Source organism: Sphingobium sp. WTD-1 (assembly GCF_030128825.1).
In the GTDB taxonomy this organism is placed as follows: Bacteria; Pseudomonadota; Alphaproteobacteria; order Sphingomonadales; family Sphingomonadaceae; genus Sphingobium.
Genome location: NZ_CP119127.1, coordinates 3,069,289 through 3,084,249, shown reverse-complemented (window position 1 = coordinate 3,084,249; position 14,961 = coordinate 3,069,289). Strand labels below are relative to the sequence as shown.

The 14,961-nt window shown below is 64.5% G+C and carries 13 protein-coding genes; 6 read left to right on the top strand and 7 right to left on the bottom strand.

Annotated elements, in window-relative coordinates; all coding sequences use genetic code 11:
• Positions 1-10 precede the first annotated feature (10 nt).
• The 3 genes from N6H05_RS15440 to N6H05_RS15430 all read left to right on the top strand — a co-directional run bounded on the left by N6H05_RS15440 (position 11) and on the right by N6H05_RS15430 (position 3,736).
• Positions 11-1,102 (top strand): alpha/beta fold hydrolase, encoded by a 1,092-nt coding sequence (locus tag N6H05_RS15440; protein WP_284110363.1) that lies wholly within the window; start codon positions 11-13, stop codon positions 1,100-1,102.
• A 7-nt stretch (positions 1,103-1,109) separates the two neighbouring features.
• Positions 1,110-2,282: a carboxynorspermidine decarboxylase gene (locus N6H05_RS15435; protein ID WP_284110361.1), complete on the top strand. Its 1,173-nt coding sequence runs from the start codon at positions 1,110-1,112 to the stop codon at positions 2,280-2,282.
• A 260-nt stretch (positions 2,283-2,542) separates the two neighbouring features.
• Positions 2,543-3,736: a type III PLP-dependent enzyme gene (locus N6H05_RS15430; RefSeq protein WP_284110359.1), complete on the top strand. Its 1,194-nt coding sequence runs from the start codon at positions 2,543-2,545 to the stop codon at positions 3,734-3,736.
• Positions 3,737-3,899: 163 nt separating this feature from the next.
• On the opposite strand, the gene N6H05_RS15425 is transcribed toward N6H05_RS15430, so the two are convergent.
• From N6H05_RS15425 to N6H05_RS15395, 7 genes are all read right to left on the bottom strand, one after another.
• On the bottom strand, positions 3,900-5,105 hold the full coding sequence (locus N6H05_RS15425; protein WP_284110357.1) for a class I SAM-dependent RNA methyltransferase: 1,206 nt from the start codon (positions 5,103-5,105) through the stop codon (positions 3,900-3,902).
• On the bottom strand, positions 5,102-6,493 hold the full coding sequence (locus N6H05_RS15420; protein ID WP_284110356.1) for an NAD(P)H-hydrate dehydratase: 1,392 nt from the start codon (positions 6,491-6,493) through the stop codon (positions 5,102-5,104). Before N6H05_RS15420 ends, N6H05_RS15425 begins: the two co-directional genes overlap by 4 nt.
• Positions 6,493-6,849 (bottom strand): hypothetical protein, encoded by a 357-nt coding sequence (locus tag N6H05_RS15415; protein ID WP_284110355.1) that lies wholly within the window; start codon positions 6,847-6,849, stop codon positions 6,493-6,495. The genes N6H05_RS15420 and N6H05_RS15415 overlap by 1 nt, the downstream gene beginning before the upstream one ends.
• 51 nt (positions 6,850-6,900) lie before the next feature.
• Positions 6,901-7,617, bottom strand: coding sequence for an N-formylglutamate amidohydrolase (locus tag N6H05_RS15410; RefSeq protein ID WP_284110353.1), 717 nt, complete (start codon positions 7,615-7,617; stop codon positions 6,901-6,903).
• Positions 7,614-8,414 (bottom strand): 4-(cytidine 5'-diphospho)-2-C-methyl-D-erythritol kinase, encoded by an 801-nt coding sequence (locus N6H05_RS15405; RefSeq protein WP_502958937.1) that lies wholly within the window; start codon positions 8,412-8,414, stop codon positions 7,614-7,616. Before N6H05_RS15405 ends, N6H05_RS15410 begins: the two co-directional genes overlap by 4 nt.
• A 77-nt stretch (positions 8,415-8,491) precedes the next feature.
• A complete protein-coding gene (locus N6H05_RS15400; RefSeq protein ID WP_284110350.1) occupies positions 8,492-10,108 on the bottom strand; it encodes a tetratricopeptide repeat protein in 1,617 nt (538 codons plus the stop codon).
• A gap of 25 nt (positions 10,109-10,133) precedes the next feature.
• Positions 10,134-11,786, bottom strand: coding sequence for an electron transfer flavoprotein-ubiquinone oxidoreductase (locus tag N6H05_RS15395; protein WP_284110348.1), 1,653 nt, complete (start codon positions 11,784-11,786; stop codon positions 10,134-10,136).
• Positions 11,787-11,867: 81 nt separating this feature from the next.
• On the opposite strand from N6H05_RS15395, the gene N6H05_RS15390 reads away from it, so the two are divergent.
• From N6H05_RS15390 to moaB, 3 genes are read left to right on the top strand one after another with little or no spacing between them, the layout of a single operon-like run.
• Positions 11,868-12,650: a uracil-DNA glycosylase family protein gene (locus tag N6H05_RS15390; protein WP_284110347.1), complete on the top strand. Its 783-nt coding sequence runs from the start codon at positions 11,868-11,870 to the stop codon at positions 12,648-12,650.
• Positions 12,647-14,434 (top strand): lytic transglycosylase domain-containing protein, encoded by a 1,788-nt coding sequence (locus tag N6H05_RS15385; RefSeq protein WP_284110346.1) that lies wholly within the window; start codon positions 12,647-12,649, stop codon positions 14,432-14,434. Before N6H05_RS15390 ends, N6H05_RS15385 begins: the two co-directional genes overlap by 4 nt.
• Positions 14,434-14,961, top strand: coding sequence for a molybdenum cofactor biosynthesis protein B (gene moaB / locus N6H05_RS15380; protein WP_284110345.1), 528 nt, complete (start codon positions 14,434-14,436; stop codon positions 14,959-14,961). Before N6H05_RS15385 ends, moaB begins: the two co-directional genes overlap by 1 nt.

Here is a 14,961-nt window from a genome sequence, read left to right as displayed (position 1 = left end):
AGGGGATGGAATGCGAAAGCTGATGAGCGCCGTTCTGGCGCTTTCTCTTTTTGGAGCGCCGGTTTCTGCGCAGCAGCCCGCCGATCCCTATGCCCCGGCCAAGGCAATCGTCGCCGACGTCAACCGGATCGTGACGCCGAATGGCGTCCAGGAAAATCTGGTCGTGACCTTGGGCGGCGCGCGGCAGGCGATCAATGTGCGCGGCGCCGATCGCGCCAACCCAATTCTTATCTATGTCCATGGCGGCCCCGGCGCGGTGGAAATGCCCTTCGCCTGGTCGTTCCAACGGCCATGGGAGGATTTCTTCACCGTCGTCCAGTGGGACCAGCGCGGCGCTGGCAAAAGCTATGCCCTGAATGATCCCAAGGCGATCGCTCCGACCATGACGCTGGATCGCTATCGCGACGATGCCATCGAACTGATCGACTATCTCAAGGCCCGCTATGGCAAGCGCAAGGTCTTCCTGCTCGGCCATAGCTGGGGCTCCGCCGTCGGCCTGTCGGTGGCGATCAAGCGGCCCGACCTGCTCTATGCCTATGTCGGCATGGGCCAGGCGATCGACTTCCGCGCGGGCGAACGCATGGGCATGGACTGGACGATCGCGCAGGCAAGGAAGGCCAGCAACACCGATGCCGTGAAGGCGATCGAGGCGCTTGCCCCCTATCCCGCCAGCGGGCCGTTCACGATCGACAAGGCGGACGGCTGGCGCCGCTATGCCATTCCTTACGGCTCGCTGATGGCCGACCGGCCCGACCCGACGCTCTATTTCCAGACGCCGCGCCTGTCGCCCGACTATACGCCCGAAGACCGCAAGGCCTGGGGCGTGGGCAGCGAATTTTCGACCACGACCATGTGGCCGCGCGTCGCCGATGTCAGCTTCGCCAAGGTTCACGAGATGAAGCTGCCGGTGATCATGCTGCTCGGCCGCACCGACTATACCGTGCCCTCGCCGCTCGCCGCGCAATGGATGGACCGGTTGAAAGCCCCCGCCAAGAAGACCATCTGGTTCGAGCATTCGGCCCATATGCCGATGGTCGAGGAACCCGGCCTGGTCCTCAAGGCCCTGATCAACGATGTCCGCCCGCTGGCGGATCAGGAGTAATAATTTCATGGAAACCAAGGCTGGCGATCCCGCCGCTTTCGCCCATTTCGACCTGTACCGCGTCCCCTCGCCCGCCTTCGTCGTCGATGAAGCCGCCGTGCGGCGCAACCTGTCGGTGCTGCGCGATATCGGCGACCGCGCCGGGATCAAGGTGCTGGGCGCGCTCAAGGCCTTTTCCATGTGGTCGTTGGGCGGCGTGCTGGGCGAATATCTCGACGGCGTCTGCGCCTCGGGCATCTATGAAGCTCGGCTTGGCCGCGAGGAATATCAGGGCGAGGTCGCGACCTATTGCGCCGCCTACAAGCCCGACGATCTGGCCGAAATCCTCAAGATTTCCGACCATGTGATCTTCAACAGCCCTGGCCAGATCGCCCGGATGAAGCCGGTGATCGACGCCGCGCGCGCAGAAGGTCGCATCTTCGACATCGGCCTGCGCATCAATCCGCTCCACCCGGAGGGCGAGGTGCCCAAATATGACCCGTCGCAGCCGCATAGCCGCCTCGGCTTCCCGATCGACCAGTTGCGCGCAGAGCATCTGGACGGCGTTGACGGCCTCCACGTCCATAATCTGTGCGAACAGGATTTCCTGCCGCTCCAGCGCACCTGGGCGGCGATCGAGCCGTTCGTCATGCCCCATGTTACCGGCCTCAAATGGCTGAACTTCGGCGGTGGCCACCATGTCACCCGCGCCGACTACCAGATCGACGAGTTGATCGCCTTCCTTCAGGCGATCAAGGCGCAGACCGGGCTTGAACTCTATATCGAGCCGGGCGAGGCGATGGCGCTCGATGCGGGCATCCTGGTCGGCGAGATCCTCGACGTGATCGACAATGGCATGGCCGTCGCAATCACCGACATCAGCGCCACCTGCCACATGCCCGACGTGATCGAGGCACCCTATCGCCCCGCCATGCTGCATGAGCAGGAAGACGGCCCGGTCACGCGCCTGGGCGGCCCATCCTGCCTGGCGGGCGATATCATCGGCGATTATCGGGTGCCTGGCGGCGCCGAAGCGGGCGCGCGCATCGCCTTCCTGGACCAGGCCCATTATTCGATGGTGAAGACCAACACCTTCAACGGCGTGCCCCTGCCCGCCATCTGGCTGTGGAATTCCCAGAGCGATGAACTCCGGGAAATCCGCAGCTTTTCCTACGCGGATTTCAAGGGCCGCCTGTCCTGATTCCATTCCTGTTTCTGCCCGGCCGGGCGTGTGAAATTCCGCGTTAATTTCACGGAAACTATCTTTCGCCCGGCCGAAATATCCTGCCTTTTCAACGACCCATCCAGGATGACGCACGTTTCATAGCGGGCTGCGCAACAAAATTTTCATATGCGCTTTACAGGGGGGACCCCACCGCATATATCGGCCGCTCGCTGCCCCATGGGACTTCCACCGCAAGGCAGCTTTTTCGCCCTGAACTACACTGGAGGTCCCTTGAGTTGCACAAGCATCATAGCGCGCTGGGGGTAGCGACCGCCCTCACACCGGCAGCACCGGTAACGCTGATCCGTCCCGAAGCCGCAGCTCGGGCCGCCCGTTTCTTCACTGAGAAGTTTCCGGGTCGCTCGCTCTATGCAGTCAAGGCGAATCCGTCTCCTGATCTGATCCGTACGCTTTTCGCATCGGGCATCACGCATTTCGACGTGGCCTCGATTGCCGAAGTGCGTCTCGTTGCCGAAACGCTCGAAGGCAAGGCCAAGCTCTGCTTCATGCACCCGGTCAAGGCCGAGGAAGCGATCGCGGAAGCTTACCATGTCCATGGCGTGCGCACCTTCTCGCTCGACACGATCGACGAGCTGGAAAAGATCATGCGCGCCACCGGTGATGCGACCGATCTGGAGCTGTGCGTGCGCCTGCGCGTCTCGTCCGAACATTCGGAACTCAGCCTGGCGTCGAAGTTCGGCGCGGAGCTGGGCGAAACCCGCGAGCTGTTGATGGCAACCCGTCAGGCCGCCGATGCGCTGGGCATCTGCTTCCATGTCGGCAGCCAAGCGATGAGCCCCCAGGCCTATAGCGATGCGATCGAGCGTGTGCGCGCCGCGATCGTGGACGCAGCCGTCACGGTCGACATCATCGATGTCGGCGGCGGCTTCCCGTCCATCTATCCGGGCATGGAGCCGGTCGCGCTCGAAAATTATTTCGAAGCGATCCATCGCGGCTTCGAAAGCCTGCCCGTCAGCTATTCATCGGAATTGTGGTGCGAACCCGGCCGCGCGCTGTCGGCCGAGTACAGCTCGATCATCGTGCGCGTCGAACGCCGCCGTGGCCAGGAACTCTACATCAACGACGGCGCCTATGGCGCATTGTTCGATGCCGCGCATATCGGCTGGCGTTTCCCCGTCGCCCTGCTGCGCGGGGATGAGAGCGAGGAAGAGCTGGAAGGCTTTTCCTTCTACGGCCCGACCTGCGACGACATGGACCATATGGTCGGCCCGTTCATGCTCCCTGCGGACGTGAAAGTCGGCGACTATATCGAGATCGGCATGCTCGGCGCCTATGGCGCGGCGATGCGCACCGGCTTCAACGGCTTCACGTCGGAATCGACGATCGAAGTGTCGGACGAGCCGATGGCCAGCCTCTATGCCGAAACTCTGCCGGCCCGTCGTCGCGCAACTGTCATCAAGCTCGGTTAAGACGGGCGCCGCTCCCCTTTAGGAGAGGGTGCCCGCCCAACGGCCCGCATAGGCCGAGGATCGAACGAAAGACTATATCCCTCGCTGCCGCCCCCTCGCAGCGGGGGATTTTCTTTGGGGCATTTTACCCCTCCACGACGGTGTGAACTTCGTAGGAAATCGCTCAGGGGCGCCGGAAAATCCCGACCAGCTCGACATGGGTGGACCAGCGGAACTGGCCGACCGGCATGACGCTGTCGAGCACATAGCCGCCCGCCACCAGATGCGCAGCATCGCGGGCGAAGCTGCCCGGATTGCACGAGACATAAGCGATCAGCGGCACGGTCGACTGCGCCAGCTGCATCGCCTGTTCGCGCGCACCAGCACGGGGCGGATCGATCACCACGACGGCAAAGCGGTTCAGTTCCTCGGGCGTCAGCGGGCGACGGAACAGGTCGCGATGATCCGCCACCATGCGCCGCTGCGCGCGATGGCCCGCAAGCTTGAGCGATAGCACCAGATCGCGCGCGCCCTCCGCCGCATAGACCGGCCGATTAACGCCGATCGCCAGTGCAAAGGTGCCAAGGCCGCAGAACAGGTCGGCGACAGCACCGGTCGCGGGCAACGCATCCTGCACTGCCTTAACCAGCGCCGCCTCACCATCGGGCGTCGCCTGCAGGAAGGAATAGGGCGGGAAGCCGACCGCGACACCGCCGAAGCTGACGGTCACTGGTTCCGGCTCCCAACGGGTTTCGGGGCCATCGCCCTGGTCGATCGTCAGCCGTGCCAGAGCGTGTCCGCGGGCGAAATCGCCCAGCGCCTCGTCCGCCGCCAGCCCCTCGACCTTCACGCCTTCCAGCAGCAGGTCGACGCCCTGGTCGGTCAGCGACATGCGCACATGCGCGGCGCGCTTGTCGGGCAGGCAGGTCAGCAGCATCGTCCGCAGCGGCGCGATCAGTGCGAACAGGCGCGGATCGAGGATTTCGCACATCGTCAGGTCGACCAGCACATGGCTGCCCTGCTCGGCAAAGCCGATGGTGATCCGCCTGCCCTGCCGCGCAGCCCGCAGCGAGGCGCGGCGACGCGTGCGCGGCGGCGAGACATGCGCCGGCAGTATCGCCTGCGACACCACGCCCTGCCCGGCCAAGGCGCCGGTCACGCGGGCGCTGACGAAATCAGCGAGGCTCGGCTCGTCGATCTGCTGCAACTCGCAGCCACCGCAACCGGGAAAATGGATGCAGGGCGCATCGACATGATGCGGGCCGGCGATGATGCTGCCATCGGCGGCAATCCGGTCGCCCGGTGCTACCAGTGCGAAATGCCGCCCATCGGCGGTCACGCCATCGCCCTTGGCGGCGATGCGGAGGATGAGATCATTATCGTGGGTCACAGCCGCGAGCCGATAGCGGCTGGAAGCGCAGCAAGCAAATCATCCGCGACAAAAGCCGGCCCAGCCCTTCGCGCAGCCTCCCCATGCAACCACACCGCCTCACACGCCGCGCGGAATGGATCGCCGGTCACGGCCAGTCGCCCGGCCGCCAAGCCAGCCAGCACATCGCCCGTTCCAGCGGTGGACAGCCAGGTCGAAGCACTCCGCGCCACGGCTACCCGGCCATCCGGCGCGGCGATCACGCTATCCGCGCCCTTGTAGATCATGATCGCGTTCGTCATGCGCGCCGCCGCCAGCGCCCGATCGATCTTGCTGCCCGGCAGATTGCCGAACAACCGGACGAATTCGCCCTCATGCGGGGTCAGGATCGATCCGGCGGGGACATGGGTCTCAGCTTTGCCGGCCAACAGGGTCAGTGCATCGGCGTCCAATACCACTGGACGCTTACATGCCAGCGCTGCGTCGAGGCGCGCTTGCGCGCCCTCTGCCCGGCCCAGTCCCGGACCGACCAGCACAGACGCCAGCCGAAGGTCGGAAAGGGAAGCGCGCAGAACAATGACATCCTCAATCTGCTGATGAACGATGGCGTGCAGCCCGGCCTCACAAGGTGAAGCGTCATAGCGCCTCACCATCCCAGCACCGGAATGGGCCGCTGCGGCCGCTGCCAGCGCCGCCGCGCCCGGCATGGCGCCTCCAACAACCCCAACTAGACCCCGACTATATTTATGTGCAACGGCATCAGGCGCACGGAGCCGCGGCGGTGCAAGCACATGCACATGCTGCGGCATGGCTATGCCGATGTCCGCCCGCACCAGCCTCCCCATAAGGTCCGCCGCCGGCTGCAACAGATGCGCGGGCTTGAACGCCCCCAGCGCGATCGTCACACCGAACTTCGGCACCGCCGACAATAGCAGGCCATCATCGGTCCCCACCCCGCTGGGCAGGTCGATCGCATAGCTGTGATTGGCATGCGCCACCAATGCGCCCAACCGGTCCGCGACAGCCGCATCCAGGCCGCGCGTCAGCCCTGTGCCGAACAGCGCGTCGACCAGTTGCGCAGCCGGCGCGGCGTCCGCCAGCGGCTCTACCGGGCCACCCCATAAAGCCCTGGCCCGCTGGGCGGACGCAGTGCGACTATCCCCTATGGAGGCGACCCGCACCGGCACGCCAAGTTCGCGCAATATCCGCGCAATAACAAAGCCATCACCGCCATTATTGCCAAGACCACAGAGGACCAGTACATCGCGCCGATGCCCCGCGCGCCAGATAATATGCGCCGCCGCCGCGCCGGCTCGTTCCATCAGTTCGTAAGGATCGACCCCGGCATTAAAAGCCGCCTGCTCGGCCGCGCGCATGGCTGCTGCCGTCAATATCGGGTCGGGCACCATCAGTCCGACTTGGCCGCCACGGTAGCGGGCAGCCGATACTGGTCGATACCGATCGTCACTTCGACCAGCCCCTTGTCGATAATGGTGAGCTTTGCGTCCTCGGCACCATCGGCCGAAACCAAGCCACGCCCGTCCTGCACGATCCTGAGCCGCCGGAACCCGCCGTCAGGATGGCGCAGGGTCAGCATGTCGCCCTCGCGTTCGACGCCGCACGCCCGCGACCAATCGCCCTTGCCGATCGCGCAGTCGATCAGGCTGTCGTCATCGGCGATCGCTCCAGTCCGACCACCCTTGCCGTCACATCCCGTCAGGGCCAGCCCCGCCAGCAATAATGCGCCAGACAATCGCAGCCCCATCAGAATATCCCCTTTCGACACCATTATAGCCCGGCATGTTAGACCGCACCATCAACTCAGCCGGTTGCGGCATTCCAGCACGATCGGCCCGAGCAGATCGGCAAAGCGACGCTGCCCGGCAGCATCGCCAACCAGGTCCTGCCGCATCTCGATCCCCAGATAGGGGATGCCATTGGCTTCGGCATGGCGGTTCATGGTCGCGTTGAGCAATTGCCCCGAATAGGGCAGTTGGTCGCCGACATTCAGGCCCGCCGCCGCCAGCATCGGAATGGCGATCCGCGCCGCCCGATCATCCTGATTATAGAGAATGCCGATATCCCAGGGCCGCTGCTGCGCCGAATCGCTCGCCAGGCGCGGCGTGAAGCTATGCACGGACAGGATGAAAGGTGACGTCATGCCGTCAAGGATCGCCGCCACCTGATGATGATAGGGATGATGGAAGCGGCGCATCCGTTCGGCCAGATCGGCGTCGCGATTGCCCGGAATGGCATGGCCGTCACTCATCACCGGCAACAGGCCGGGTGCATCCTCTTCGCGATTGAGATCGATGACCAGGCGGGAGATGCCAGCCAGGATCGTCGAGCAGCCCAGTTGCGCGGCGAGCAACTGGCTGACTTCCGCCACGCCGATGTCGATCGCGATATGGTCGCGAAGCAGCGCCGGATCGATGCCCAGGTCGATATCGTCGGGGACATGGGCCGAGGCATGATCGACGATGATCAGCAGGTCGAGATCGCCCTTCCGCATGGTGGTGAAGGCTTCGCTCATGATGTCCTGATCCTCGTTTCCATCACCCACCAATCCGGATGATCACGGCGCAGGGCCGTCGCGGCCTGCGCCATTGCCTGCCCGTTATCGAACAGCGCAAAACAGGTCGCGCCCGACCCGGACATGCGCGCGAGCCGTGGCCGTTGCGCCTGCACCGCCTCCAGCACTTCACCGATCACCGGCGCCAACAGCAGAGCCGGCGCCTCCAGATCATTGCGCCCGTCGCGCACAAGCCCGTCAATATCAAGCGCATCGAGCGCACCGCGATCGATCCTGTCCCAGCCGGCAAAGACCGACGCCGTCGAGACGCCAACCCGCGGATTGACCAGCAGCATCGGCCGGCCCGACAGGTCATCCAGTGCCTGCGCCTCCAGCAGTTCGCCGCGGCCGCGCACCAGTTGCGTGATGCTGGTCAAGCAGGCCGGTACGTCCGACCCGAGCGACAGGGATAATTGCTGTAATACAGCGTCTTCCACGGCAATATTCCAGAGGCGCATCAGCAAGCGCAGCGTCGCGGCCGCATCCGCCGAACCGCCGCCAATGCCGGACGCAACCGGCAGCCGCTTGTCGAGCCGGATATCGGCACCGGCCATTATCCCGGTGGCCGCCTGAAGGCGCCGCGCCGCCCGCATCACCAGATTGTCCTCGTCACCGCCCAGGCCGGCGCCACAAGGGCCTTCCACGGCGAGCGTGATGACACCATCGTCGCGCTGCCGAGCGCGGAGAATATCCCCATCCTCGGCAAAGACGAACAGGCTTTCCAGCGCATGATAGCCATCTGCGCGGCGCTCTCGCACATGCAAGGCCAGATTGACCTTTGCATAAGCAATTTCAGTTAGTTGTTCAGATATATTCACAAAATTTCTATGCAATCTCAGGGCGCGGCATATTCGGGCTTCAACCCTTCACGGGCCTTGGCGTCAAGCCGATTGGCGACATCCCCCTCCGCGAACACCGCCGCCGCGCGCCATGCATAACGCGCCTCGTAGCGACGGCCAGCGGTCCACAGCGCATCGCCAAGATGTTCGTTGATCGTAGCATCGCCAGGCGCTCCGGCTGCGGCGCGCTCCAGCACCGGGACAGCGCCCTTGACGTCCCCGGTCACGAATTTGGCCCAACCGAGCGAGTCCGTGATCGACGCATCCTGGGGCTTGAGCGCACTCGCCTTCTTCAGCAGGTCCAGTGCCACATCGACATTCTGGCGCCGTTCGATCTGGGCATAGCCGAGATAATTGAGGATGACCGGTTCATTCGGGGCCATGGCGGCCGCCTTTTCCAGCACCGCATGGGCTTCGTCCCACCGTTTACCCTGCTCCAGCGCGCTGCCTTCGAACAACAACAGCGCCCAAGGCAGGTTGTCAGCCGAATAGCCCGCCTGTGCGCGATGAAAGGCCGATGCAGCGCCGTCGAAATCGCCAGAGTCCGCCAACAATCGCCCAAGCCTTACAAAGCGTTCCGGCTCAGCATTGGGAGCCGATGCCAGGCTTTGTGCCAGTGCAATCGCGCCGTCGCGATCCCCCGAGGCCGCCAGTGCCTCGACCAACTCCGCCTGGGCGAGCGCGCCATACCAACCAGTGACCGGCACCTTGCGCGCTTCCTCCGCGCCATAATTGGCCAGGTTGCCCGCCACCAGCAGCTTGGCGGCCACCAGATGCGGTTCCGCCGCCGCTGGATCGGCAAAGGTTGCGATCCGCGCCAGGCGAATGCCCAGCGCCGTGCCCGTCTCGTCGGACGCGATATCGACCGCCAAGCGGGCCAGCAATTGGGCAAAGCCCTGCTTGGGCGTGAAGGACATGGCAATCGCACCGGGCATCTTGCCGCGCGCAACGTCCGCGCGGGCCTTGGCGAAGCTCGCTTCATCGGCGGGCAGCAGGGCCAGGGCATCCGCCTTCGCCCGGCGCCCGGCCAATTGCGCGGCGAAGGTCAGGCGCAGCGCGTCATCATCCGTCACCCGCAAGGACAGGGCGCGACGCATCGCACCAATGGCCTCTTCCTTGTCGCCCCGCGCCATGGCCTGCAACGCCAGATGTTCGTCGAGATAGCGGGCGCCCAGCGCGCCGAACTTGTCCTTGCTATCGATGACCGGCGCCACATAGCGGCGCTGCCCCAGCGATATCCAGCTTTGCACGATCGGGGCGAGGAAGGAGAAATTGCCCTCCTCCACCAGTCGGTCGGTGAAGGCCTGCGCCACCGCCCAATCCTTGCGACCCAATGCGTCGCAAATCCGCAGCAAGGTGCCGTCGCGCGGCAGCATGCCGCCCTCATCCAGCAGCGCCGCCGATTGCAGCGCCAGCGGCATGTCGCCGCTTTCCAATGCCTGGACATAGGAACGACGGGCAATGGCGAGGCTGGTCGGATCGCCGGCGAGGGCCACACGATAGCTGTCGACCGCAACGCCAAGCGCGCCTTCACCATCGGCAAGGCGCGCGCGGGCATAGGCATGCAAGGCCATATCGGGATCGACCGATGCGCCGGCCGCAACCGGCAGCATCAGCAACAGTCCTGGAATCAGGCCCTTACATGTTCGGATAATTCGGTCCTCCACCGCCCTCGGGCACGACCCAGTTGATATTCTGGGTCGGGTCCTTGATGTCGCATGTCTTGCAGTGAACGCAATTCTGCGCGTTGATCTGGAATCGAGGCTCCCCTTCATCCAGACCGACCACTTCATAGACACCGGCAGGACAATAACGCTGAGCCGGCTCGTCATAAAGGGGCAGATTGTAGGAAATCGGGACCGACGGATCCTTCAACTGCAGATGGACCGGCTGGTCCTCCTCATGATTGGTGTTCGACAGGAAGACAGAGGACAGACGATCGAAGCTGATCACGCCATCGGGCTTGGGATAGGCGATCTTCTCGCACTGGTCCTTGCGCCACAATTTCTCGCAATCGGGCTTATGCTTCATGGTGAAGGGCAGGCCGATCTTGAGCGTCCGCATCCACATGTCGATGCCCGCCAGCAGCGTGCCAATGGTGTTGCCGAACTTGGCCAGCAGCGGCTCGGCATTCTTCACCAGTTTGAGTTCATCCGCGATCCAGCTCGAACGCAGGCGATCCTCATAATCGTGCAGCACGTCGCGCGCACGCTCATCCTGGATCGCCTCGAACGCGGCCTCGGCGGCCAGCATGCCCGACTTCATGGCGGTATGGCTGCCCTTGATCCGCGGCACGTTGACGAAACCGGCCGAGCAACCGATCAGCGCACCACCAGGGAAGACCAGCTTGGGGATCGACTGCCAGCCGCCCTCATTGATCGCGCGCGCGCCATAGGAAACGCGGCGTCCGCCCTCCAGGAACTTGCGGATTTCCGGATGCTGCTTCCAGCGCTGGAATTCCTCGAACGGATAGAGATGCGGGTTGCGATAGCCCAGGCCCACGACGAAGCCCAATGCGACCTGTCCATTGGCCTGATGATAGAGAAAACCGCCGCCATATGCGTCAGTTAGCGGCCAACCCTGACTATGGATAACAAGTCCCGGCTGATGCTTGGCGGGATCGATGTCCCACAATTCCTTCATCCCCAAACCATAGACCTGCGGCTCGCAATCGGCCTCCAGATCGAACTGGCGCTTGAGGATTTTGGTCAGGTGGCCGCGCGCGCCCTCCGCAAAGAAGGTATATTTGGCGTGCAGTTCCAAGCCCGGCTGATAGTCCGCCTTCCGCTCGCCATCACGGGCAATGCCCATGTCGCCGGTCGCGACGCCCTTCACACTGCCATCCTCATTGTAGAGAATCTCAGCGGCGGCGAAGCCGGGGAAGATTTCGACGCCCAGGCCCTCGGCCTGCTCGGCCAGCCAGCGGCACAGATTGCCCAGCGATCCGGTATAAGTGCCCTTATTGTGCATCCAGCCCGGCGTCAGGATGTGCGGCATCGCGATCTTGCCGGTCTTGGTCAGCATCCAGTGCTGGTTGTCGGTCACCGGCACGTCGGCGAGTGAACAGCCCATATCACGCCAATCAGGGAATAGTTCATCCAGCGCCTTGGGATCGACCACCGCACCCGACAGGATATGGGCGCCGATTTCCGACCCCTTTTCCAGCACGCAGACGGCCAGTTCCTGCCCAGCGGCGTTGGCCAACTGCTTCAGCCGGATCGCTGCAGACAGGCCAGCCGGTCCCCCACCGACGATGACGATGTCATAAGGCATCGATTCCCGTTCGCTCATAATCCCTCCATAGAGGCGTCCGCCGGCACATGTCCGTCCATCCGGTCGCCTTATTACTCCAACGTTTTGACATCTCACGCGATGAAGATTCTTGACCCTCGCGTCAACCTCTGGCCCAAGGGCATCGTGATGCGGGGATTAGAGCGGGACTTTGGAGCCGCAGCGCCTGACGCTTATTTGGCGTGGTGGTCGCTGGCGGGGGTGGATGGCGCCGTAGCGGAAGCTCCAGTCAACTGGTTGCGGCCGCAACCGACGCGCGTCCAGATCGCCGAGCAGGCTGCGAAAGCCTTTGCCCCGCCACCGCCCGAAAAACCCAAGACGCTCGACGCCTATCTCGAATGGCTTGCCAGTGATTCGGCCCAGCCCGAACGCAAATGGCCCGGCACCCCGATCCTACCGGCCGGCCCGGCCGAGGCGTCGTTGATGGTCATTACCGACATGCCCGACATGGCAGATGTCGGCGCGGGCCATTTGTTCGCCGATCGTGCCGGCGCCTTGTTCGACGCCATGATGCGCGCCATCGGCCTGCGCCGCGACGATATCTGCCTGACCTCACTGTTCACCGTCCGCCCCGCTGGCGGCATGGTGGAGGCAAGCGATCTGGCGCATGCGGCCGATCGCATCAGGCTGCATGTCCATCTCGCCGCGCCCCGCCGCCTGCTCCTGCTGGGCGATCGGACGGCCCGTGCTCTGCTTCCGACCGACGGCGCCGATCAGTCCGCCAGTTTACGCCCCTTTAACCATGATGGCGGCACTGTGCCCGTCATTGCCACATTCCATCCGCGCCTGCTGCTCAGCCAGCCCGCGGCCAAGGCGGAATGCTGGCGCGCCCTGCAAAGCCTGATTGAGGAAGATCGCCCGTGATTCGCGTTGCAACCCGCATTTCCAGCCTTGCCCTGCTCAGTATGAGTGCGGCGCTGGCGATCCCGGCCAGTGCCAAGGCGGCCGAAACCCTCCCTCTCTTGCCGACCAGTTCCATTGCAAACACGCCGCTTCTGCTGTCCGATGGCGACAAGGCGCGTTACAATGCGATCTTCGCCGCCCTGCGCGACCAGAAATGGTCGGATGCCAAGGCGATGATCCTGGCGCTCGACCCGCAGGATGCGGTTCGCCCGCTCGCCCTGTCGGAACTTTATCTTGCCAAGGGGTCGCCGCGCGTCGAGCTGTTTGATCTGCTCGACCTCGTCAACAAGGCGGCCTGGCTGCCCAAGGCGGACCAGCTTTCCCGCCTGGCCCAGAAGCGCGGCGCGACCATCCTGCCCGATCTGCCGCAGGTGCAGAAGCTGGTATGGCTCGGCTCCGCGCCCCGCCGCCAATATGTCAGCGGCAGCAAGACCGACATGCTGGCCCAGAGCCTGTCGGCCCAGATCCTGACCTTCATCAAGAATGACGATCCGGCCGGCGCGGAAGGGCTGCTTGCCGCTGGCGAAGCGGGGCTGACGCCCGAAGGCCTGACCGAGGTGCGCCAGCGTGTTGCCTGGGCCTATTATATCGAAAGCGATGATCTCAACGCCCGCCGCATGGCGGCGCGCGCGCTCGAAACTCGTACCGGTGGCGACTGGACCGTGCAGGCGCACTGGACCACGGGCCTGGCCGCCTGGCGCCAGAATGACTGCCGCGCCGCCGCCCCGGCCTTCGCCAATGTCGCCGCGTTGGCGGGCGACGCGGACATGCGGGCCGCCGGCGCCTATTGGGCATCGCGCGCCTATATGGTCTGCGGCGAGGCCGAGAAGGTCGAGAATATGCTGAAGCTCGCGGCGCGATCCGACGAGACCTTCTATGGCCTGCTCGCCCGCGAGAGCCTGGGCATGCCACTGGGCGGCGCAACCATGAATGCCCGCTTCAGCGACAATGACTGGCGCCAGCTCAAGGACAGCCCCAATGTCCGCAGCGCGATCGCGCTGGCCGGCATCGGCGAGAATGGCCGCGCCGATGAAATCCTCCGCTATCAGGCGAAGCTGGGTGGCACCGCTCAATATGATGCACTGCTGCGCCTCGCCAGCGCGCTCAACCTGCCGGCAACCCAGCTCTGGCTCGCCCATAATGGCCCCGCCGGCAAGCAGCCCGACAGCTTCGCCCGCTTCCCGGCGCCGGCCTGGCGGCCGGACGGCGGCTGGCGCGTCGACCCGTCGCTGATCTACGCCCATACGCTGCAAGAATCCGGCTTCCGTTCGGACGTCGTCTCCAGCGCCGGCGCCCGCGGCCTGATGCAGGTGCGGCCCGGAACCGCCGGCGATGTCGGCCTGTCCAACGCATCGCAGCTGTTCGTGCCGTCCACCAACATGGAATATGGTCAGCGCTATCTGGAATCGCTGCGCGACATGAGCGCGACCGGCGGCCTGCTGCCCAAGGTGATGGCGGCCTATAATGCCGGCCCGCTGCCGGTCGAACGCTGGAACAGCGAGGTGAAGGACAAGGGCGATCCGCTGCTCTTCATCGAATCCCTGCCCTATTATGAAACCCGCGCCTATGTGAACATCGTCATGCGCAATTACTGGATGTACCAGATCCAGGCCAAGGGCGAGGCCGATTGCCTGACCGGCATGGCACAGGGCATGTGGCCGACCTTCCCCAATGCCAAGGGCGTCAAGCTGGTGCGCCTCAGCAAGGCCGATGGCCGGGCGATGATCGCCGGCGGATCGGACTGATGCCGATCGATGAGGGCCGGACCTTCCTGCCCGTCCGCATCGCCGTCCTGACCGTTTCCGACACTCGCACGCTGGCCGACGACCGGTCCGGCAATACGCTGGTCGAGCGCCTGATCGGCGCGGGCCATGTTCTGGCCGACCGACTGATTGTCACCGATGATCGCAGCGCCATCGTCGCCCGCCTTCACGCCTGGATCGACGATCCGCAGGTCGATGTGATCCTGACCACCGGTGGCACCGGCGTCACCGGCCGGGACGTCACGCCCGAAGCACTGGCCCAGGTGCAGGACAAGGAAATTCCCGGTTTTGGCGAGCTGTTCCGGTGGCTCAGCTATCAGTCGATCGGCACCTCCACCATCCAGTCGCGCGCCACCGCCTGCGTCGCGCGCGGCACCTATATCTTCGCGCTGCCCGGCTCGACTGGCGCGGTGCGCGATGCCTGGGACGGCATTCTCGCCAGCCAGCTCGACAGCCGGTTCCGTCCCTGCAATTTCGTCGAACTAATGCCGCGCCTCACCGAGCGCTAA